Raw genomic sequence first — 19,762 nt, 5'->3', positions numbered from 1 at the left:
GACGGGGCCGACGGACGAACCTCGGCTACCCGCCCCACTCTCCGCCGATGTCGTCTCGGATCGCCGCTCGCCAGGCCTCGAACCGCTCCGCGCACTCGGGGGCGTCCGACACATGGTCGATGAATCCGATTCCGCCGTCCGACAGCGTGGCACCGCAGAACGGGCACAGGTCCGGATTGTCCCACTCCGGGGAGTCGCGCGGCGGGTGGTCGTCGGACATGCGGTTACTCCTCCAGGTAGGCGTACAGAGCGTTCCCGCCGGCCCCGCAGTTCGGGCAGCGGTCGGGGACCCGGTCGACGTCGCCCGACTCGCCGCACTCGCTACGCCGCCGCACAAGGTACCCCTCTCCGAGATTTACGCCGGGGGACTGCCGGAGCGATAGGGTCTCGACGTCTCCGAGGGTGTTGACCTCGACGCCGATGTCCGTGATGGCTCGAATGACGCCGACGACTCGGCCGTTCTCGTCGTACGCTCGCTGTCCCGGTTTGAGCACGCGGTCCGCGGACGCGCCCTCGCTGTCCTCGTACATACGCTCCCGTTGAACCGGGCAGAACCTAGCTCTTCTCCCGTGCCCGCTCGCCCCCTTCGACTCGGAAGGGGACGCCGGGCGTACGCGACACCGCCGGACGGACTGCCCTCGGAACGGAAGACGACGCGCGCGAGGCGCCTCGCGCGGAGCCGCCGGCGGTGCTATTACGACTGGGCGCGTTACTACGTCACATGGAACCGATACCGTCCGAGACCGGGATCAGCGACGAGACGGCCGACAGCATTCTGAGCGCCACCCGCACCAGTCTGGGCGACGCGCTCCGGAGCGTCGTGTACTTCACCCCTTCGTCGTTCGATCTGCTGTACGTGCGGAAGGACCTCTACCCGTCCGACGAGGCCGCCAGAGCGCGGAAGGCGCAGCTGGTCCAGCTCGAACGCGTGGGGTTCGCGGAACGGTCGGCGCGGACCGAGATCGCACACGGCGGCGACGGTCCGGACATCGGGCCGTACGACTTCACCGTCCGGTTCCACGAGGACGGGTTCGTCGTCAGGGCGCTCGAGGGCGATGCCGGCGTCCTCTTCACCGCCGACTCCATGGACGTCGGCGCGTTCAGAGAGACGGTCAGTGCGGTCCGCGGAACGCTCCGGGGCGAGTGATACGCGGGAGGCCGAGCGCACGGACGCGGAGCGGCCCGCTCCGCGCGTCGATCGCTTCGACTCGTGTCGGCCGGTCGGACGCGCCGAACGGTCCCGGCGATCGGCCGCGTCCGAGAAAGGCTTATATACGGTCATGGTAGAGGATATCACGCATAGAATGTTCGAGCGATTCTCGAGCGGTTACTACCTGGGGGAACTGTACGTGGAACCCCGCGACGGCGAGCGCGCCGTCATCCAGCGGGCGGACCACGAACGCGTCAACGAGCAGCTGTACGCGGACGGCGAAGGGGTCGAGCGGCTCGACGCCCCGCTCGTGATGAAGGTCGACGGCGGCCACATCCCGGTCGGCGGCGACGACGACGTACCCAGCGGCACGCTCGCGATTCCCCAGGAGCTCGCCGACGAGACGCTCCCGGACCACCGGAACGTGCTGTTGGCGGACGCGGACCGAGCGGAGAAGCTGTTGCGCTGGGAGGGGTGGGAGCCGTTCGTGAACGCGTGATACGTGGAAAGTGGCTCCGTATTTCCCGTCGATTGTCGCTGCTATTTATAAATAACCAGTCGGGCACGGATTGAGAGCACTCCCGAACCCCCAGTCGCTCGTTTATAAATGACTGCTACCACCGCGGTGAACACCGCCAAAGCCCCAGCCGCTCGTTTATAAATGGCTGCTGTCGGTGAGTCGGTGAACACCGCCAAAGCTCCAGCCGCTCGCTTATAAGTCGTTGATTCCGGATCGACGGCGAACACCGCCAAAGCTCCAGCCGCTCGCTTATAAGTCGTTGATTCCGGATCGACGGCGAACACCGCCAAAGCCCCAGCCGGGAGGCGGGCGCACGCTCGCTGCGCTCCTCACTCGGTCGCTACCGCTCCCTCGTTGCGGTGCTTGCGTCGCCTGCGCCCGCCTCCCGGCTGCCCCTTTGAGTCCCACCCCGCTCCGCACAGCACCTCACACCTCCCCAGCCTCGTCGGCCTCCCTCCGCTTCGCTCCGGTCGGCCGACTCCCTCGCGCGTGCGACTCGCGCCCTATCGGGCGCTCGTCGGCACGCGCCACCGCACGGCATTCATTTATAAATGAGTTCGACCACGTCGCCGCCGCAGACGCACCTTTTAGGTCGCAGGGGGTCGCGGATTCGGTATGATCGACAGGCTGCTCGGGCGCGCTGAGCTGAAAGAGCGGATCGAGGAGCTCGAAGAGGAGAAGCGCCACCTCGAACGCCGCGCCGAGGCCGAAGAGGAGCGGCGCTCCGACGCGGTCGCCGACCGCCAGCGCGCCGAGGAGCGCGTCAACGAACTCGAACACCGGATCGAGTCGCTCGAAGAGCGGCTGGAGCGCGCGGAAGGGGCCGAGGCGTCCGTCGAGTTCCGGCGCGTGAGCGACCGCAGCGGCTCGAGGCTGGCCGACGTACTCGACCGCTTCCGGGCGGTCAAGAGCGACGACCCCGAGGGACTGCTCACGGCGTACGTCCCGGACGCCGACTCGGTGCCGGCGACCGTCTCGGAGTGGTTCGGCGACCGCACGGAACTGGTCCGGCGCGCGGCGCCCGCGGTCGTCCTCGCCGACGACACCGGCGCCGTGAGCGCGGCGCTGACCCCGCCGATCGAACCGGAACCGTTCGACCGCTGGAGCGACCGCTTCCGGCTACCGGATGCGTGGTTCCGGCCGACCGGTCGGTTCGCGTTCGCCCTCGTCCGCTCGGACGTCTTCGCCGTCGGCACCTACGAGGACGACGAGCGGGTCGCCTTCGAGGGGTTCACCAGCGACGTGAAGGAGGCCCACTCGAAGGGCGGCTTCTCGCAGGGGCGTTTCGAGCGCCGCCGCGAGGGACAGATCGACGACCACCTGAAGAAGGCGAACGAGACGCTCGCCGAGGTCGCGGACGGGGAGAACCTCGACCGCGTGATCGCCGTCGGCGAGCGCAGCGTCCTCGGACGGGTGCGCGACCGCACCGATGTGACGGACGTCTCCGACGCCACCGGGAAGCCGGAGGCGGCACTCGACGACGCGTTCCGCGACTTCTGGCGGGTCCGCGTCCGCGCGATCTGAGCTATTTAAAAGAGACCGCCCCGCGTCAGAAGGGAGATTCGGGGCCTTCGTCCGGGTCGGCGTCGGGGTTCTCCGATGCGGTCAGCTCGCCGATCTCCTGCTCCCACGCCTCGATGCCGCCGCGGAGGCTCTCGACGCGCGCCTCCTGTGTGCCCTCGTAGCTGCCGATCAGCTGGGCCGCCTGCTGGCTGGCGACGCCGTGCGGACAGACAGTGACGATCCGCTCCGCGCCCTCGAGCTCCGCGATCCGACTCGTCAGCTCCGGGAACGGGATACACTCGCTGTCGGGGAGGTGACCGCGGTCGAACGCCCGTTGGTCGCGGATGTCCACGATGCGGAGCGATTCGGATTCCTCGGCGTTCCCGTCGGCGCCGGCGACGTCGTCTCCGGAGTCGTCGCGCTCATCGAGCAGCGCCGACAGCTCCGCGGGGTCGATTTCGCCGTCCATCAGGGGAGGGGGGCGAGAGTGGCCGTGAGTACGGCCCGCTCGTCGGTGTCGTTGCGGGCGCCGTGGACCGCGCCGCGCTCGTTCGGCACCACCGCGGGCGCCGCGAGCGCCGCCTCCTCGTCGTCACGGACCACGGTCGGTTCGCCTTCGAGGACGTGGAACACGTTCGTGGCGTCGGCGTGTTCGTGGGGGTCGACCGACGCGTCGGGGCCGAGAACGAACGCCTTCACGAGCGCGTCGTCGGTGACGACGAGCTCCGCCGTCTCGACCTCGCCGGGTGCCGGGTCGAGACCGGAGACCGCCGCCGCGTAGCTGTCGAGCGTCATACCCGCATCTCGCGCGGGACGGGGAAAAATCGCGCGCTCGGGAGCTGGGCCGCCCCCGCCGGTCGAAACGGCGCGGGCTCAGTACGAGGGCGACTCCTCGGGCTCGCCGTCGCGCGCGTTGACGACCCTCCCGAGGGTGAAGAGGAGGTCGGAGAGCCGGTTGAGGTAGGTGACGACGGCCTCGTTTATCGGCTCCGAGCGCGCGAGGTCGACGACGCGGCGCTCCGCCCGTCGCGCCACGGCGCGCGCGTGGTGGAGCGCCGCCCCCGCCTCGCCGCCGCCGGGAAGGATGAACGACGTGAGCGGCTCCAGCTCCTCGTCGAACGCGTCGATGTGCTGCTCTAACTCCTCGGTGTGGCGGCTCTCAACCTGCGGGTCGTCCGGGTCGGGATCGGGGTTCGCGAGGTCCGCTTGGACGATGTGGAGGTGGTTCTGGATCGTCTCCAGCAGGTCGTCGACGTCGTCGTGGCCCGTCGGGCGAACCGTGCCGAGCAGCGCGTTCGCCTCGTCGACGGAGCCGTACGCCTCGATGCGGTGGCTCGACTTCGACACCCGGCTCATGTCCCGGAGGTCGGTCTCGCCCTCGTCGCCGCGGCCGGTGTAGATGCTCATGCGAGGGTCCTCTCGACGTACTCGACGATGTTCGCGCTCTCCGACATCGTCACGCCGCGTTCCTCGTCGACGAGGACGGGGACGCCGCGCTGGCCGCTGACGCGCTTGACCTCGTTCCGGTCGGAGTGGAGGGCCTCCACCCACTCCGTCTCGTAGTCGACGCCGGCCTCGTCTAAGGCGTCGGCCGCCTTCTCGCACCACGGACACCCGTCGAGGGCGTACAGTCGAACGCTCATACCGATCGATCCGTCCGCGCCGTCAAGAAGGTGTGCGTCCGCGCCTCCCCCTACCCCGACCGCGGCACGGAGCCTCGCCCCAGCGCCTCACAGGTCGTGGTACGACTCCATCGCGGCCCGGTGTTCCTCCGGGATGGGTGCGGGTTCCCCCGTCTCCGGGTCGAGGGAGACGAGCGTCGCCTCGGCCTCCGCGGCCGCCTCGCCGCCGGCCCGGATCTCGTGGGTCATCGTCGCGCTCGACCGCCCGAGGTCGGCCACGTCGACGGTGACGGTGACCTCGCCGTCGGACAGTTCGATCGGGCGCCGGAAGTCGATCGAGATCGACGCCAGCACGGTCGACACGCGCGAGAGGTCGGCGTCGAGGACGTCGCTGAAGTACCGCGTCCGCGCCTGCTCGATGTACGTCGCGTAGACGGCGTTGTTGACGTGGCCCATCGCGTCGATGTCGCGGAACCGCACGTCGATGTCCGCGGTGTACGTACCCATATCCGACCCACTGGCGGGGATCGTATGTAGGCGTCGGGATCGGGACGACCGCGGCCGAAAACGCGGAGTTGGCGGTCTCGACAACGTATAAAACGGCCGCGCGTCTATCACCGCGGTATGGGCAACGGCGCGATAGACGACGTCGACAGGGCGATCCTGTACGCGCTACAGGAGGACGCACGGAACACGTCGTCCGGGGACGTCGCGGAGCGGACCGGCACCTCGGACAGCACCGTCCGCAAGCGGATTCAGCGGCTCGAATCCGAGGGGGTGATCAAGGGGTACAGCGCCAGCGTCGACTACCAGCGGTCGGGCTACCCCCTCCGGATGCTGCTCTACTGCACCGCGTCGATTCCGGAGCGCGGCGAGCTCATCCCGGACATCCTCGACATCGACGGCGTCGTGTCGGTCCAAGAACTCGTCACCGGCGAGCAGAACCTCCTCGTGACCGTCGTCGGCGAGTCGGACGATGACATCACGCCGGTGGCGCAGGCGCTCCTCGACATGGGCGTCACCGTCGCCGACGAGGTGCTCGTGCGGACCCACAAGACGACCCCGTTCGGTGAGTTCGACGTCGAGCGGAACGGCGAGGATTGATCGAGGCGGGACGGGCCGGAGAGGCGGTCAGACGAGGACGCGCTTCACGTCGAGCCCGGTCGCCCGCCGAACGACCGCTGCCACCGGGTCTTCGGTGCCGGAGAGGTTGTCCGAGTCGCCGTCGAGGACGAGGAGCGCCGCCCGCCGGCCCGGTTCGACGACCCCGCAGTCGAGGCCGCCGATCTCGGCGCCCGCGGCGGTCGCCATCCGCAGCACCTCGCGGTCGGTTACGTCGAACCGCTTCGCCGCGGTCGCCATCTCCCGGAACATCGACGGTTGGTTCAGCATGACGTTGTCCGTGCCGAGCGCGACCGTCGTGTGATCGAGCAGCTCCCGAATCGGCGGCGTTCCGACGTCGAGGACCGCGTTCGCGCGCGGACAGACCGCGACCGGAACGGACTGGTCCGCGACGCGCTCCAAGTGCTCCCGCTCGGCGTGGACCATGTGAACGAGCAGGTCCGGGTCCAGATCGAGCGCCGGGTGGATGTCAGTCGCGTCCGGCTCGCCCGCGTGGATCGCGAAGGGCCGGCTGCGCTCCTCGCAGGCGGCGCGCTCGGCGGCGAAGTCGTCGTCGTTCGCGCCGGAGGCGCCGTAGCCGTCGGCGACGTCGAGGACGGACGGGTCGCCGCTCCCGAAGACGAACGGGTCGACGCCGGTGTCCGCCGCCGCGTCGCGGAGCGCCCGCGCCCCGGCGACTCCGGACTCGCGGAAGTCGAGCGTCGAAACCGTGCCGGTCCGCCGCATGAATCGGAGCGTCCGCCGCATCGCTGACACGAGATCGTCGCGGTCGGCGGCCGCCAGCCGCCGGTGTTTCAGGCTGTCCGGCGGCGCCACCGCCTCGTCGAGCGAGAGGCCGACCGCCGCATCCTTCGCGACGGAGTCCCCGAGATGGGTGTGCGCGTTGACGAACGCCGGCAGCACGATGTCTGTCGAGTCGGTGTCCGTCTCCTCGACCGCCGCAATCCGCCCGTCTTCGACGATGACCCGCCCTCGCACCGGCGCGAACGACTCTCCGGCGAGGACGGTTCCCGAGAGTTCTTCCATACCGGCCCTCCGGACCGGGAGAGGTTATGGTTTCCTGAGTGGCGACGCCGAACGGGCCGGAAGCGGCCGTCGCCGCGAGGCTGGCCGAGCCCGATCGGATCGCGGAGCCGATAAACATAATGTTCTATAAGTCGATTTAGCCGAACGAATTGTGAATACAGACAGATTTAATAGCTATTCCGTTCTTGAAAGCGATGAAAACCGACCGGAACCGGACCCAGCGCCCGCGCGGTCCGACCCCGGTCGCGTGGTCGCTCGAACGATGTCAGGACGCACCTCGAACCCGACGGTCGGAGCGCTCCGGGAGACGGCCGAGTCGTCGACCGTTCCCGTCGCACTAACGCGGCTCGCGTGGACGCTGTTCGCCGCGAGCCTCGCCGCGCTCGTCGCCCACGTCCGACTCGGCGGGCCCTGGGAGGTCTCCGACGCGATCGCCGTCGACGGGCTGACCGTCCTGCTGTGGGTCGTCGTGACGTTCTTCAGCGGGATCGTCCACAGCTACTCGCGCCGCTACATGGCCGGGAGCGCCCACGAGACTGACTTCTTCCTCGGCGTCTCCGCGTTCACGCTCGCCGTGATGGCGCTCGTCGCGGCCGACCACGTCGCGCTGTTCTGGTGCTTTTGGCTGGCGATGGGGCTCCTGATGGCGCGGCTCATCGGCACCGTCGACGGCTGGCCGCAGGCCCGGGCCGCCGCGAGCGTCGCCCGTCGGTACTTCCTCGCCAGCAGCGCGCTGCTCGGCGTCGCCGTGACGGCGCTGTGGTGGGCGACCGGCGCGACGACGGTCTCCGGTATCGCCGCGAGCGCCGACTCCCTCGGGGGGCCCGCGTGGCTCGTCGCGGGCGCCGCGCTCCTCCTCGCGGCGATGATCCAGTCGGCGCTCGTCCCGTTCCACGGCTGGCTGCTCTCCTCGATGACGGCCCCCACGCCGGCCTCGGCGCTGATGCACGCCGGCTTCGTCAACGCGGGCGGCATCCTGTTGACCCGCTTCGCGCCGGTCGTGACCGTCGAGACCGGGCTCATGCTCGCTATCGTGGTCGTCGGCGTCGTCAGCGCCCTCAGCGGGAAGCTGCTCAAGACCGTCCGGGCGGACGTCAAGGGCGAACTGGGCTGCTCGACGGTCGGTCAGATGGGCTTCATGATCGTCCAAGCCGGGCTCGGCTTCTTCGGTGCCGCCGTCACGCATCTCGTCTTACACGGGTTCTACAAGGCGTACCACTTCCTGAGCGCGGGCGGCGAGGTCGAGCGCGCGGCCCCGACGGAGACCGGGCCCGAACCCGAGGGAACGGGCGTCGCCGGCGCGGTCGTCGTGCTGCTGACCGGGCTCGCTGGCGGCGCGACGTTCGCGCTCCTGACCGGGAAGGGGACGAGCGTCGACACCGGGCTGCTGCTCGCCGGGTTCGTGACGCTCACGACGCTCCACGCGGCCCGGAGCGCCGTCCGGCGGACCGCCCTCTCGACGGCGGCCCGCTACGGGGCGGTCCCGCTGGTCGCGCTCCCCGCCATCGCCGTGTACGCGCTCGCGTACAGGGCGGTCTCGGGGCTGCTCGCCGGGCTACCGCTCGTCTCCGCCCCGACCGAGCTGACCGCGCTCCACGCGCTCGTCGCCGTCGCCTTCCTCGCGGCGTACGTCGCGATCGAGACCGGCGTCCACGAGCGGAGCGAGCGCCTCTACGTCGCGCTGGTGAACGCGGGCCAGCCCGCTCCGACCACTGTTCTAACCGCCACGGAGGAGTACGATGACGACTGAAATCGGTATCGACGACGACGCTGACGGCATCGAAGACGACACGGGCGCGATCGAAGACGAGGTCGACGCGGCCGCGACCGCGGTCGGGTCCGTCTGGCCGGTCCACTCGTTCGTGACCGCGAACCCCCTCGCCGGCTTCGAGGACCGGCCGTTCGACGAGGCCGTGAGCCGGGCGGCGGACCTCTTCGGCGGCCGCGGCTACCCGCGCGCGGAGACGTTCCGGGCGGCCCTCGACGAGGGACGTATCGACCCCGACCTGCTCGACGCGGAACTGACCGACCGGGGCTACGATGGCGACCCCGAGGCCCTGCTGGAGCGGCTGGAGACCGCCGAGGAGACGGTGGAAACGAGCGGCTCCGGCGGGGCGGAGGCGGCGGACTCCGACGCCGAGCGCGTCGACCGCGTGCTGACGAAGTGGCTGTCGGCGTTCCTCGACGAGGGGCAGGCCGAGTGGTCGATGCCGAACCGCGAGGCGGGGTTCTACGACGCCTTCCGGTCGGTGGCCGCCTACGACGACGAAATTCCGAATACGGGACTCGTCGCCGACCTGCCGCCGTCGCCGACCGAAGCGATCGAGGCCGCGCTGGAGCCGTACCCCCGTGACCGGTGGGAGGCCGTCTTCGAGTCGCAGTTCGCCGCGCTCCCCGGGTGGACCGGGCTGCTCAAGCGGCGCGCCGACGACGGCGGCGCGTGGCAGTCCGCGCACCCGATCACGCCGACGGGCTACCTCGCGGCCCGGCTCGCGTTGGCGGACGCCTTCGGCGTCGACCTCTCGCCGCCGGAGGGGTCCGACGGGCCGGCGGTCGACCCGAGCGACGAGATCGCCGACGCGTTCCTGAGCGCGTGGGAGGGCACGTACCGCGACGGGCTCGTCGAGCGGGTCGCCGCCGAGAGCGAGGCGCGCGACGGAGGAACCGAAGCACGCGAGGAGGACGGGGCACGCCCCGACGGCGGCGCGTCGGGGCGCCCGGACGCCCAGTTAGTCTTCTGTATCGACACGCGCTCCGAGGTGATCCGCCGGCACGTCGAGGCGACGGGCGACTACGAGACGCACGGGTACGCGGGCTTCTTCGGCGTCCCGATGGAGTACACCGGGTACGACGCCGAGGCGTCCGTCGAGGCGTGTCCGCCGATCGTCGACCCGCAACACCGCGTCTCCGAGGTCCCGGGCGACGACGACGCGCGGGCGAGCCGCGACCGCTGGGCCGACCTCCGCGAGGCCGCCGGCGAGGTGGTCGAGACGCTGCGGTCGAACCCCGCCACCGCGTTCAGCTTTGTCGAGGGCGCCGGGAGCGGGTACGGTCTCGCGCTCGCGGCGCGCACGCTCGTCCCCGGCCGGGTACGCGACCTGCTCGACGGCGCCGACGACGCGGTGCCGGCCGACCACGAGTTCTGCGAGCCGGGCGTCCACGAGCACGACGACTCCGGCGAGGGGCTTCCGACGGGACTGACCCGCGACGAGCGGGTCGAGTACGCCGCGACCGCCTTCGAGCTGATGGGCTGGGAGGCGTTCGGTCGCCTCGTCGTCTTCACGGGCCACGCGGCCGAGACGGCGAACAACCCCTACGACTCCAGCCTTGACTGCGGCGCCTGCGCCGGCAACCCGGGCGGGCCGAACGCCCGCGCGCTCGCCGCGATCTGTAACGACTCGGAGGTGAAGGCGGGGCTGCGCGAGCGCGGCATCGACGTGCCCGACGACACCGTCTTCCTCGCGGCCGAACACAACACCACGACCGACGAGATCGAACTGTACGACGGCGACGTGCCGGAGTCGCACGCCGCCGACCTCGAACGGCTGCGCGCGGACCTCGACGCCGCACGCGGGCGCGCCGCAAGAGAGCGCACCGGGCAAGAGGCCGAGGAGTCGGCCGTTCGTGAGACCGAGCGCCGCGCCGCCGACTGGGCCGAGACGCGCCCCGAGTGGGGGTTGGCGGGCAACGCCGGGTTCGTCGTCGGCCCCCGCGAGCTGACGAGCGGCCTCGACCTCGACGGGCGCGCCTTCCTCCACTCGTACGACTGGGCGACGGACCCGGACGGCGACGCGCTCGAAGCGATCCTCACCGGGCCGATGGTCGTCACGCAGTGGATCAACGCGCAGTACTACTTCTCGACGGTCGACAACGCGGCGTACGGGAGCGGGTCGAAGGTGACCCACAACCCCGTCGGCAACGTCGGCGTCTACCAGGGCAACGGCGGCGACCTCATGACGGGACTCCCGCTCCAGTCGGTCAAGGCCGCCGCCGGCGAGCCGTACCACCAGCCGCTCCGGCTCTCGACGGTCGTCCACGCGCCGGTCGACCGCGTCACCGAGATTCTGGCCGACAACGAGGCGGTGACCGGGCTCTTGGACAACGACTGGCTCTCGCTGACGGTCGTCGACCCGACGCGTGACCACCGCGCCTTCCACTACGAGGGGGACTTAGCGTGGGCGCCGACGCCCGAGGCGGTCGAAGCGCACGCGGAGCCGCGCACGGCCCCCGCCGTGGCGGACGACTGAGGCCACAGCCCGCTCGACGGGGGTGCGCCGCCGATACCCCTCGCTCCGATTCCGGCACTTTAGAGCCGTTTGGCCCTGTTGAAACCCTATTCTTCAAATATAACTTGGGATGAAAAACCCGGTCGCTGAATGGTGCTTCTTGATCAAGTGCGGAGTGGGTAGCGCAGATCGGCGGCCGCGATGTCGTATTAAAAACCACGAGCGACGGCGACAAGGGTTTATAAAAGGGGTGCGGTGGCGCGCCTGCGAGCGGCCGGAGCGAAGCAGAGGCCGCGAGCCAGCCCGCGAGGGACGCGGTGAGCGCTCGCAGAGCGCGAACCGCGAGGCTGGGGAGGCGTGAGGTGCGGTCGCTGTGCGGTGCGGGGTGGGACTCAAAGGGGCAGTCGCGAGGGCGAAGCACGCCGCAGTAAGCACCGCAAGGAGCGAGTAAAACGAGCGACTGAGGAGCGTGGTTCGAGACGCCTCCGGCGTCTCGTCATCACGAAAGGCGCGTCGCGCCTTTCGAACGACAGCAAGGCGCGCGAGCCGTCGCGACTGCCCCTTTGGAGATCGCCATCCCAGCAGCGTCAGTCACTTATAAACAGCCGACAGCAACACCGCGCTCTGGTTTATAAACAACCTCGCTCACGACGTACTACACCTACTCCCGCTATCGCTCGCCGCTACCCCTGTACTGACCACGCCCGGTCAGAATGTAGCACTTCCGAAGGATTTCGACAGAGCCTGCCGTTTAAATCCCCGATACAGCCGGGTTCGTGGTTCGTAGCCGCGGGCCCACGTCCGGTCCGAAGACGTGCCCGAAGTTTTTATTAATTCGGGCAGTTTAGTTATTACTGTACAATAGTGACCGGAGAACATCTCTCCCAAGCTGCGATGGATCGATCGACGGCCGGCCGGGAGCGAGCCGTCGGAGCGGCCGGACTGATAGCACTGGTACTCCTGTCGGTGGCGGCGATAGCCGACGGGGTTAATTGGAAGCTCGTGGCGGTCTCTTGGACCGCGTTCGCGGCGATGGCGGTCGGCGCACCGCTCGGCGCGCGTGCGGTGCGGAGCAGCCACCCCTTGGAGCCGGTCTGGGGGTACGGGCTGGCCAGCGGCGCGATGGTGACCAGCGCCGCGCTCTTCTTGATCCCGCAGGCGCTCGGCCAGCACGGTCGACTCGGCAGCCTCGGCATCGCGGTCGGCTTCCTGGGCGGGTACGCCGGTCACACGGTCGGACACCGGTTCACCCATCTGGATCTCCCCGTCGATCGAACGACGGCCGAGCTGACGGTTCACGCGCTCTCGGCCGGTGCGATCATCGGCGCGATCTACACGGCGATGCCCTCGCTCACCTCCGTCCTCGGGGTCGCGCTCGTCTCGCACAAGGCGCCCGCCGGGTACGCCGCGGCCCGTCGCCTCGCCGAGCGGGGGCAGTCCGTCGTCACCCTGCTGTTGCCCGCCGCGGCGGTCGGCATCGTGGCCCTCCCGGTCGGCATCGCCGGGCTTTCGCCGGAGAGCGGACCTCGCGGGCTCCTTTTCGGCATCGCCGCCGGCGTGTTCCTTCACGTCGCCGTCGATCTGCTGCCGGAGTGTACCACCGGGAGCGAGACGTGCCCGGTCGACGCCGCGGACCACGACGCCGACGGCCACCGATTCCGGGACCGGCTCCGCCGACACGCCGTCCTGAGCTCGATCCTCGGCGGCGTCGCGGTCGCCGTGGCGTGGTGGGTCGCGGTCTGACGGGCACCGCGTCGCCGCGGGAGCCGTGACGAGCGGTTCACACGCCGGGGACGCCGAACGCGCTGATTCCGAGACCGAGAACGCCGTTCAGGACGGCGATGACGACCAAGGCGGCCGCCCACGCGACGAGCCCCATGATCGCCGCGTCCTTCCAGCCGCCGGGGTAGCGCCACTTGATGACCCACACCCACGCGACCAGCGCGACCACCGACCCGATCACCGGGATCAGCGATCCGATCGCCCACGCGAGGGCGCCGAGCAGCGCCGTGATAACCGCGTGCGAGTAGTCGTCGACGCCCGCGACGACGCGTCCGCTGACGTAAATTCCCAATCCACCGACTAACAGCGCGACGACGAACGAGACGATTGCTCCGAGAACCATGTGTACGCCGTCTCCGGTCGGAGGGATATAAGCCGGGGACAGCGTCACGCTCGGTGACACGTCGCGGACGGCCCGCCGACGCGGCGAGTCCTCGTCCCCGGTCGGTACAGACTCAGATCAGTACAGCAGCTCGTCGTCGTTCTCGATCATGTACAGCGACCGGGCGGCGATGTTCACCGCGTGGTCGCCGACGCGTTCGAGGTCGCGGATCGTGAGGAGGAGCCGCGAGACGTTCCGCATCGTCCCCTCCACGTCCTCCTCTTCGCGGAGTTCGTCGCGCTCGATGAGGTCGCGGACGACGAGCTCGCTCGCGGCCTCGCAGGCGGCGTCGAGGTCGTCGTCCGACTCGGCGACGGCGTAACAGCGCTCGGGGTCCGACTCCGCGTACGCGTCCATCGCCTCCTGGAGCATCGCGAGCGTGTCGTCCCCGATGCGCTGGACGTCGACGTCGGGGAAGACCTCGCGGTCCGCCCGCTTGGCGTACTCGCCGAGGTTGGTCGCGAGGTCCGCGATCCGTTCGAGGTCGGTGATGATCTTGAACGACGCCGCGATGAACCGCAGGTCGCCGGCGACCGGCTGCTGGAGCGCGATGAGGTCCGTACACTGCCCCTCCAGCTCAAGGTACAGGTCGTTGATCTCGGCGTCACCGGTGATCACTTCCTCGCCCAACTCCTCGTCCTGCCGTTCGAGGGCGTCGAGCCCCATGCGGAGCCGCTCGGCGACCACTTCGCTCATGTAGAGGACGTCGTCGCGGAGCCCCTCGAGCTTCGTCTGGTACTGTTCGCGTGGCATCTTGGCGTATCCGCCTCGCCCGACGCACAAAAACACGTCGGCAACGGCGAAGTAGCGGAGATTGTCTCCGGTTGTCCGACGTAGGGTCGAACGCTGCCCGTGTGTACGTTGATTTATATATCGGGGCGAAACGGCGGGCAATGTCACGGAAACTCGACCAGTCGCGGCGGCGCGTGCTTCGCGGCCTCGCGACCGGAGTGACGGCGGGGGCGGTCGCCGGGTGCGCCGGCCGCGGCTCCGACGGCGACGGGAACGGAACGGCCGGAGACGGTACCGGCGGAAACGACGGCAACGGAACCGACGACGGCGCCGACGGCGAGAGCGAGCCCGTCAGCGGCGGCGAGCTGGTGTACTCACAGCAGGTGTCGCCGATCGAGTTCGACCCGATCGTCGTCAACGACATCTACTCGCAGCAGGTGTGTTCGCAGGTGTTCGAGCCGCTGTACGCCTACGACGAGCGCACGGACCCGGTCCCGCACCTCGCCAGCGAGGAGCCGACCGTCGAGCGCGACGGGACGCGGTACGTCGTGGAGCTGCGCGACGGGCCGCGCTTCCAGAACGGCGACCCGGTCACCGCCGAGGACGTCAGGTACTCGCTGCTCGCGCCGGTCGAGGAGGAGACGGCCAACGCGCCGGACGTCGAGATGATCGACGCGATCGAGATCGTCGACGACCGGACCGTCCAGATCGACCTCCAGTACGGGTACGGCCCCTTCTACACGCTCGCGCTGACGCGGAGCGTGGTCCCCGAGTCGGTCCGGGAGGAGGACAAGGACGCGTTTAACCTCGAATCGCCGGTCGGCTCGGGGCCGTTCGAGTTCGACGACTGGACCGAAGGGGAGTTCGTCGACCTGGTGAAGTGGGACGACTACTGGGGCGACACGCTGCCGCATTTAGACCGGCTCCGGTTCGAGCCGGTCGAGGAGAGCACGACGCGCGTCGTCTCCTTAGAGACCGGTCAGTCGGACGTCGCGGACGGGATCACGCCCCAGACGTGGGAGACGGTCCAGAGCGCGGACAACATGTCGCTCCAGTCCGAGCCCGGCATCTCCTACTACTACATCGCGTTCAACTGCAACGAGGGGCCGACGGCGGACCCGCAGGTCCGCGAGGCGATCGACTACGCCGTCTCGATGGACCAGGCGGTCTCGAACTTCATCGAGCCGGCCGGGGAGCGCAACTACGCGCCGGTGCCGCTCCCGGTCGCGGACTCGTGGGACTTCCCGACCGACGAGTGGGCGGACATCGGCCACGACCGCGACGTCGACCGCGCCGCGGAGCTGCTCTCGGACGCGGGCGTGCCCGAGGACTACAACTTCCGTATCATCGTGCCGCCGGACGACCTCCGCGAACAGATCGGCATCTCGGTCTCGAACGGACTCGACGAGGCCGGCTACGACGCGGAGGTGCGCCGGTACGACTGGGGGACGTTCCTCGATTCGTACACCACGGGCAACGAGGACGACTACAACATGTACGCGCTGGGGTGGCTCGGCGGTCCCGATCCGGACTCGTACGTGTACAACCTGTTCCACGACGGTCAGGTCGGCGCCACCAGTGGAACCTACTACGAGAACGACGACCTCATGGCCGACATCATCGAGGCCCGACGCGCCAGCGACATCGACGAGCGTCGGGAGCTGTACGAGTCGATCATTCCGACGGTGCTCGAAGACCGGGTCCACCTGCCCAGCTACAGCCTGCGCGTCTCCATCGGCGTCCGCGACTACGTCGAGGACTTCGTCGCCCACCCGCGCTCGCAGTACAACCCGCGGGTCCTGAGCGACTACAACAACGTCTGGCTCGACCAGTGACGGACCGTTTCGGCGGGTAGCGCGGCCTCGGTCGAAGCGTTCAAATCCCGCCGCGACGACGCTCCGGACATGCAGAACATGGAAGACTTCGTTCTCGACGAGAACGAGGAGGCGCTCGCGCCGGCGGTCGTGATCGCGACGGTCGCGCTCATCGCGGTGTTCGTCGTCGGGTTCCTGGTCGCGGCGGTCGGACTCGTCGCCTGACAGGGCCGCCCCCTCGGCGCGGATCGCCCGCGTCCCGAGAGTCCTCCCGCCCCGACGCTTTTGTTCTCCCGCCGGGTCGAGACGGTATGCACCGCGCGATACTCGTCGACCTCCTCGACCGCAACGACGACCACGTCGCCGCGCTCCCGTCCGGCTCCTTCGACCGCCACCGCGACGGGCAGCGCCCTGGCGTGGTCTCCGTCTGCTGTTCCGACTCGCGCGTCTCCCAAGAGGGCATGTTCGCCGTCGACGAGCCGGGATTCCTCTTCACCTCCGGCGCCATCGGCAACAGCGTGAGCGCCCTCGTCGACGGCGAGCGCGTCCTCGACGGGAGCGTCGCGTACCCGCTCCGACACACCCGCACCGAGGTGCTCGTCGTGGTCGGCCACACCGGGTGCGGCGCCGTCGACGCCGCGCTCACGGCGGCCCGCACCGGGGAGTTCCCGGCCGAACCGGGCGTCCGCGCAGACATCGAGGCGCTGCTCCCGATCGTCGAGGACGGGCTGAACGATCCGGCCGTCGCCGGTGAGGCGGTCGACAAAAATCCGGATGATGATGCCGGTATCTCGGTCCGCGACCGCCTCGTCGAGTACAACGTCCACGAGCAGGTCGCGTTCGCCCGCGAGAGCGAGGAGGCGGCGGACGCGACCGTGTACGGGTTCGTCTACGACCTCCACGGGGTCTACGGCGACCGCGACGGCGCGGTCTACTTGGTGAACGCCGACGGCGAGCGCGACCCCGCGGCGCTGCGCGACCTCGTCGGCGAGGCGCACGCCGACCGCGTGGCGACGCTGTTGGAGCCGTAGGGGGCGACCCCGAACACGTCTCCCGACCGCCGCGGACCGGAGGGGCCGCGTCCGACGACCGTCGGGCCCGCATCCGACAACCGTTTCACGGCGACGCCCGAAGGGGGTTCAAATGGACCGACGCGTCCTGTTCGCGACGCTGATTCTGCTGGCCGGCGGCGCGACCGGCGTCGGCGTGGCGCTGTTCGCGTTCGTCGGCGTCGACGACGCCACGACGGAGACCACGGTCGTGTGGGAGTCCGAGCCGGCGGCGGGCGACGACGGCAGCGGCGCCGTGGTCGCGACCGTCGACGGCGACCCGCTCCTCCTCCGGCCCGCGGTCGAGAACGGGTCGCGGGTCGTCACCGCGACGGTCGCCGGCACCAACGAGACTCCGTGGACGGTTCCGGTCTCCGGACCGGACGCGGAGCGCGGCGGCGGGGGCGGCACCGGTGGCGGCGGAGACGCCGACGGGAACGACTCCGACGGAGCGGACGGCGGCGATCCCGTCGCCGTCAGCGGCCTCACCGCGAGCACCCTCGGCGGCGACTCGGTGGTCGCGCTCACGACGGCGTCGGGCGAGCTCGTCGTTCTCGACGCGGCGGACGGGACGGAGCGGTTCGCGGTCGACCTCGGCGGCCCCGCCGGGCTCCGACCGGCCGTCGGCGACCTCACCGGCGACGGGAACCGGGAGATCGCGGCGGTCACGACCGACGGGGGCGTTCGCGTCGTCGACGCCGCGGGCGATTCGGTCGCCGAGGCCTCGCTGTCGGGCGAGATCAGCCGTCGGCCGCTCATCGTCGAACCGGACGCCGAGGCCGGCGAGCGGGGCGGGCTCGCCGTGCTGACGACCGCCGGCGACCCCGCGACGGTTCACATGCTCGACGGCGACGGCGGGACGCGCTGGACGACCGAGCCGAGCGTGAACCCGCTCAGCTGGAACGCCGCGGACAGCCGCGACGGGCCGGTGCTTGCGCTCGGCGGCGCGAGCGGGACCATCGAGACCGTAGAGGCGAGCGACGGGTCGGACCGGTACGACGTCAAGCTCCAGGACCGCCCGATCGCCGTGGGGGACTCGGACCCCGGGCGGGTGTACGTCGGCGGCTCCGGGAGCGTGTGGGCGGTCGACCTCCTCGACGGCGAGGTCGTCTGGAAACAGCAGTACGGCGCGTCGACCCGGATCAACGAGCCGCGCATGGGCGACGTCGACGGGAACGGCGAGCGCGCGCCGGTGGTAGTCAACCGGGCCGGCGGGGTGCTCGCGATGACCCAGAGCGGCGAGGTGATCGCCCGGGGTGACGCCGGCGACGTCGTCGCCTACGGCGGCCCCCTGTTCGCCGACGTCACGGGCGACGGCGGCGACGAGGTGATCGTGGTCGCCGACGACGGGACCGCGATCGCGGTCGACACCTGAGAGGGCGTGGACGTTCACGGTCGACTTATAAGCAGATTCCTCACGGAAACCGAGAGACCGCGACGAGTCACCGGGCGGGATTCACCGGAAACGCGGTGTGTCGACTGAGCGAGGGCTCGGCGGGCGTCGGGCGCAGCGAAAAGTGAAAAGTTCCGAGAGCCGCGGCGTCAGTGGTCTTCGTCCTCGTACACCCACGCCGAGGTGTCGAGGTCGTAGTCGACGAGCTCCTCGTCGTCGAAGAACAGGTCGATCTCGCGCTCGTTGGCGCCCTCGTCCTCGTGGTCCGACGCGTGGATCACGTTGTGGCCGAGGTCGAGGCCGAAGTCGCCGCGGATCGTGCCCGGCGGCGACTCGGTCGGGTCGGTCTCGCCGACCATCGCGCGGACCTGGCGGGTCGCGTCCGCGCCCTCCCACACCATCGCGAAGACGGGGCCGGAGGTGATGAACTCGACGAGGCCGTCGAAGAACGGCTTGTCCTCGTGTTCGCCGTAGTGGTCCTTCGCGAGCTCCTCGTCGAGCCGGACGAACTTGCCGGCGACGAGCTTGAGCCCGCGGTCCTCGAAGCGAGAGACGATCTCGCCGATGAGTCCGCGCTGGACGCCGTCGGGCTTCACCATCACGAAGGTGCGCTCGTCGTGGTGGCTCACTGCTCGTCGCCTCCGGCTCGGTGGCCCTCCTCGGTCCACTCGACGTCGCGCGCCTCGCGGCCGAGGAAGTAGTTCTTCTCCGCCTTCGAGTCGACGAAGTGGAGGACGGTGCCGTCCTTCTTGACGAACATCGTGCCCGTGCCGGGCTCGATCTCCTCACCGCTGTAATCGCAGGTGCGTGTCTCGACCATTGGTTATCGGCCTCCGATGGAGTCGGCGTCGCGCTGGGTCTCCCGCAGCTGGAGCACGTCGCCCAGACGGACGGGACCCAGGACGTTCCGGGTGATGATCCGGCCCTGGTTCGATCCCTCCTGGATGCGGCACTTGACCTGCATGGCCTCGCCGTGCATCCCGGTCTTGCCGACGACCTCGATGACCTCCGCGGTCGTCGAGTCGCCGGTGCCCTCTTCTGCGCTCATGGGTGGTTATCGGAGCTCCGCGACCTTCTCGCCGATGTCCTCGACGTCGTCGGCGGCGTCGCCGGCGTCGACGACGGCGGCGGCGGCCGAGCCGACCTCGAGGCCGGCGGCCTGCCCGACCTCGTCCTGCGTGTCGACGAAGGCGACCGGGATCCCCTTCTCCTCGGCGAGTTCGGGGAGGTGCATCACGATCTCCTCGGGGGAGACGTCCTCGGCGACGATGACCAGGTCGGCGTTGCCGCGCTCGACGGCCTTGGTGGTCTCGTTGGTTCCTTTCTTTACTGTACCGGTGTCTCGGGCGACCTCGAGCGCTTCGAGGGATCGCTCCGCGAGGTCCGCCGGGGTGTCGTAGTCTACGTAAACGGGCATATGTTTCTCCTATCCTCCGTGTAG

26 protein-coding genes are annotated in these 19,762 nt (G+C 69.9%); 11 read left to right on the top strand and 15 right to left on the bottom strand.

The features are described 5' to 3' along the window. Window positions 1-25: 25 nt before the first annotated feature. Entirely contained in the window at window positions 26-220 is a 195-nt protein-coding gene (locus J7656_RS05830; protein WP_017344354.1) for a DUF7501 family protein, read from the bottom strand. A 4-nt stretch (window positions 221-224) separates the two neighbouring features. After that, window positions 225-530: a DUF7130 family rubredoxin-like protein gene (locus J7656_RS05825; protein WP_017344353.1), complete on the bottom strand. Its 306-nt coding sequence runs from the start codon at window positions 528-530 to the stop codon at window positions 225-227. 191 nt (window positions 531-721) lie between these two features. On the opposite strand from J7656_RS05825, the gene J7656_RS05820 reads away from it, so the two are divergent. Beyond that, window positions 722-1,147 (top strand): DUF7522 family protein, encoded by a 426-nt coding sequence (locus J7656_RS05820; protein WP_017344352.1) that lies wholly within the window; start codon window positions 722-724, stop codon window positions 1,145-1,147. 157 nt (window positions 1,148-1,304) lie between these two features. After that, on the top strand, window positions 1,305-1,649 hold the full coding sequence (locus J7656_RS05815) for a DUF5802 family protein (protein ID WP_017344351.1): 345 nt from the start codon (window positions 1,305-1,307) through the stop codon (window positions 1,647-1,649). A gap of 41 nt (window positions 1,650-1,690) precedes the next feature. On the opposite strand, the gene J7656_RS14930 is transcribed toward J7656_RS05815, so the two are convergent. Then, the gene (locus J7656_RS14930) at window positions 1,691-1,840 is read right to left on the bottom strand and encodes a hypothetical protein (protein ID WP_237738339.1); all 150 of its coding nucleotides are present in this window, start codon (window positions 1,838-1,840) and stop codon (window positions 1,691-1,693) included. A gap of 445 nt (window positions 1,841-2,285) precedes the next feature. On the opposite strand from J7656_RS14930, the gene J7656_RS05805 reads away from it, so the two are divergent. Then, complete coding sequence (locus J7656_RS05805) at window positions 2,286-3,194, top strand: Vms1/Ankzf1 family peptidyl-tRNA hydrolase (RefSeq protein ID WP_211554367.1); 909 nt, start codon at window positions 2,286-2,288, stop codon at window positions 3,192-3,194. A gap of 25 nt (window positions 3,195-3,219) precedes the next feature. Here J7656_RS05805 and J7656_RS05800 read toward each other — a convergent pair whose 3' ends face one another. The 5 genes from J7656_RS05800 to J7656_RS05780 all read right to left on the bottom strand — a co-directional run bounded on the left by J7656_RS05800 (window position 3,220) and on the right by J7656_RS05780 (window position 5,302). Then, window positions 3,220-3,642, bottom strand: coding sequence for a rhodanese-like domain-containing protein (locus J7656_RS05800; protein ID WP_211554366.1), 423 nt, complete (start codon window positions 3,640-3,642; stop codon window positions 3,220-3,222). After that, window positions 3,642-3,968 (bottom strand): cupin domain-containing protein, encoded by a 327-nt coding sequence (locus J7656_RS05795; protein WP_211554365.1) that lies wholly within the window; start codon window positions 3,966-3,968, stop codon window positions 3,642-3,644. The genes J7656_RS05800 and J7656_RS05795 overlap by 1 nt, the downstream gene beginning before the upstream one ends. Window positions 3,969-4,046: 78 nt before the next feature. After that, window positions 4,047-4,580, bottom strand: a complete 534-nt coding sequence (locus tag J7656_RS05790) for a cob(I)yrinic acid a,c-diamide adenosyltransferase (RefSeq protein WP_211554364.1) — start codon at window positions 4,578-4,580, stop codon at window positions 4,047-4,049. Continuing rightward, window positions 4,577-4,816 carry a glutaredoxin family protein gene (locus J7656_RS05785; RefSeq protein WP_017344346.1) on the bottom strand — a complete coding sequence of 80 codons (240 nt, stop codon included), beginning with the start codon at window positions 4,814-4,816 and terminating at the stop codon, window positions 4,577-4,579. The genes J7656_RS05790 and J7656_RS05785 overlap by 4 nt, the downstream gene beginning before the upstream one ends. An 87-nt stretch (window positions 4,817-4,903) precedes the next feature. Next, entirely contained in the window at window positions 4,904-5,302 is a 399-nt protein-coding gene (locus J7656_RS05780) for an acyl-CoA thioesterase (RefSeq protein WP_211554363.1), read from the bottom strand. Window positions 5,303-5,419: 117 nt separating this feature from the next. Here J7656_RS05780 and J7656_RS05775 point away from each other — a divergent pair, with 117 nt between their 5' ends. Beyond that, on the top strand, window positions 5,420-5,899 hold the full coding sequence (locus tag J7656_RS05775) for an Lrp/AsnC family transcriptional regulator (RefSeq protein ID WP_017344344.1): 480 nt from the start codon (window positions 5,420-5,422) through the stop codon (window positions 5,897-5,899). A gap of 27 nt (window positions 5,900-5,926) precedes the next feature. On the opposite strand, the gene J7656_RS05770 is transcribed toward J7656_RS05775, so the two are convergent. Next, the gene (locus tag J7656_RS05770) at window positions 5,927-6,943 is read right to left on the bottom strand and encodes an amidohydrolase family protein (protein WP_211554362.1); all 1,017 of its coding nucleotides are present in this window, start codon (window positions 6,941-6,943) and stop codon (window positions 5,927-5,929) included. 262 nt (window positions 6,944-7,205) lie between these two features. On the opposite strand from J7656_RS05770, the gene J7656_RS05765 reads away from it, so the two are divergent. The 3 genes from J7656_RS05765 to J7656_RS05755 all read left to right on the top strand — a co-directional run bounded on the left by J7656_RS05765 (window position 7,206) and on the right by J7656_RS05755 (window position 12,912). Next, window positions 7,206-8,693 carry a proton-conducting transporter transmembrane domain-containing protein gene (locus J7656_RS05765; RefSeq protein ID WP_017344342.1) on the top strand — a complete coding sequence of 496 codons (1,488 nt, stop codon included), beginning with the start codon at window positions 7,206-7,208 and terminating at the stop codon, window positions 8,691-8,693. Then, window positions 8,683-11,190, top strand: coding sequence for a DUF2309 domain-containing protein (locus J7656_RS05760; RefSeq protein ID WP_017344341.1), 2,508 nt, complete (start codon window positions 8,683-8,685; stop codon window positions 11,188-11,190). Before J7656_RS05765 ends, J7656_RS05760 begins: the two co-directional genes overlap by 11 nt. Before the next feature lie 1,011 nt (window positions 11,191-12,201). Next, on the top strand, window positions 12,202-12,912 hold the full coding sequence (locus J7656_RS05755; RefSeq protein ID WP_017344340.1) for a ZIP family metal transporter: 711 nt from the start codon (window positions 12,202-12,204) through the stop codon (window positions 12,910-12,912). Window positions 12,913-12,949: 37 nt separating this feature from the next. On the opposite strand, the gene J7656_RS05750 is transcribed toward J7656_RS05755, so the two are convergent. Together J7656_RS05750 and phoU are read right to left on the bottom strand one after the other, a co-directional pair. Continuing rightward, window positions 12,950-13,294 (bottom strand): hypothetical protein, encoded by a 345-nt coding sequence (locus J7656_RS05750; protein ID WP_007345096.1) that lies wholly within the window; start codon window positions 13,292-13,294, stop codon window positions 12,950-12,952. A gap of 117 nt (window positions 13,295-13,411) precedes the next feature. Further along, window positions 13,412-14,086, bottom strand: coding sequence for a phosphate signaling complex protein PhoU (phoU, locus tag J7656_RS05745; RefSeq protein ID WP_017344338.1), 675 nt, complete (start codon window positions 14,084-14,086; stop codon window positions 13,412-13,414). Between the two features lie 140 nt (window positions 14,087-14,226). Here phoU and J7656_RS05740 point away from each other — a divergent pair, with 140 nt between their 5' ends. The 4 genes from J7656_RS05740 (at window position 14,227) to J7656_RS05730 (ending at window position 18,303) form a co-directional block, all read left to right on the top strand. Then, window positions 14,227-15,900 (top strand): ABC transporter substrate-binding protein, encoded by a 1,674-nt coding sequence (locus J7656_RS05740; RefSeq protein ID WP_211554361.1) that lies wholly within the window; start codon window positions 14,227-14,229, stop codon window positions 15,898-15,900. 69 nt (window positions 15,901-15,969) lie between these two features. Then, window positions 15,970-16,104, top strand: coding sequence for a hypothetical protein (locus J7656_RS15070; protein ID WP_017344336.1), 135 nt, complete (start codon window positions 15,970-15,972; stop codon window positions 16,102-16,104). 86 nt (window positions 16,105-16,190) lie between these two features. Then, a complete protein-coding gene (locus tag J7656_RS05735; RefSeq protein ID WP_211554360.1) occupies window positions 16,191-16,910 on the top strand; it encodes a carbonic anhydrase in 720 nt (239 codons plus the stop codon). A 112-nt stretch (window positions 16,911-17,022) separates the two neighbouring features. Next, window positions 17,023-18,303, top strand: a complete 1,281-nt coding sequence (locus J7656_RS05730; RefSeq protein WP_211554359.1) for an outer membrane protein assembly factor BamB family protein — start codon at window positions 17,023-17,025, stop codon at window positions 18,301-18,303. 167 nt (window positions 18,304-18,470) lie between these two features. Here the strand turns inward: J7656_RS05730 and ndk are convergent, their stop codons facing one another. The 4 genes from ndk to rpl7ae are packed head-to-tail and all read right to left on the bottom strand — an operon-like array spanning window position 18,471 to window position 19,738. Then, window positions 18,471-18,950 carry a nucleoside-diphosphate kinase gene (gene ndk, locus J7656_RS05725; protein WP_026046299.1) on the bottom strand — a complete coding sequence of 160 codons (480 nt, stop codon included), beginning with the start codon at window positions 18,948-18,950 and terminating at the stop codon, window positions 18,471-18,473. After that, on the bottom strand, window positions 18,947-19,141 hold the full coding sequence (locus tag J7656_RS05720) for a 50S ribosomal protein L24e (protein WP_004595320.1): 195 nt from the start codon (window positions 19,139-19,141) through the stop codon (window positions 18,947-18,949). The genes ndk and J7656_RS05720 overlap by 4 nt, the downstream gene beginning before the upstream one ends. A 3-nt stretch (window positions 19,142-19,144) precedes the next feature. After that, a complete protein-coding gene (locus J7656_RS05715) occupies window positions 19,145-19,369 on the bottom strand; it encodes a 30S ribosomal protein S28e (protein WP_004595321.1) in 225 nt (74 codons plus the stop codon). 6 nt (window positions 19,370-19,375) lie between these two features. Next, window positions 19,376-19,738: a 50S ribosomal protein L7Ae gene (gene rpl7ae / locus J7656_RS05710; protein ID WP_004595322.1), complete on the bottom strand. Its 363-nt coding sequence runs from the start codon at window positions 19,736-19,738 to the stop codon at window positions 19,376-19,378. Between the last annotated feature and the right edge of the window lie 24 nt (window positions 19,739-19,762).

Origin of the sequence: Halorubrum ruber (genome assembly GCF_018228765.1) — an archaeon.
GTDB lineage: Archaea > Halobacteriota > Halobacteria > Halobacteriales > Haloferacaceae > Halorubrum > Halorubrum ruber.
The sequence above is the reverse complement of the archived record's forward strand: the minus strand, read 5'-3'. Positions and strand labels throughout refer to the sequence as shown.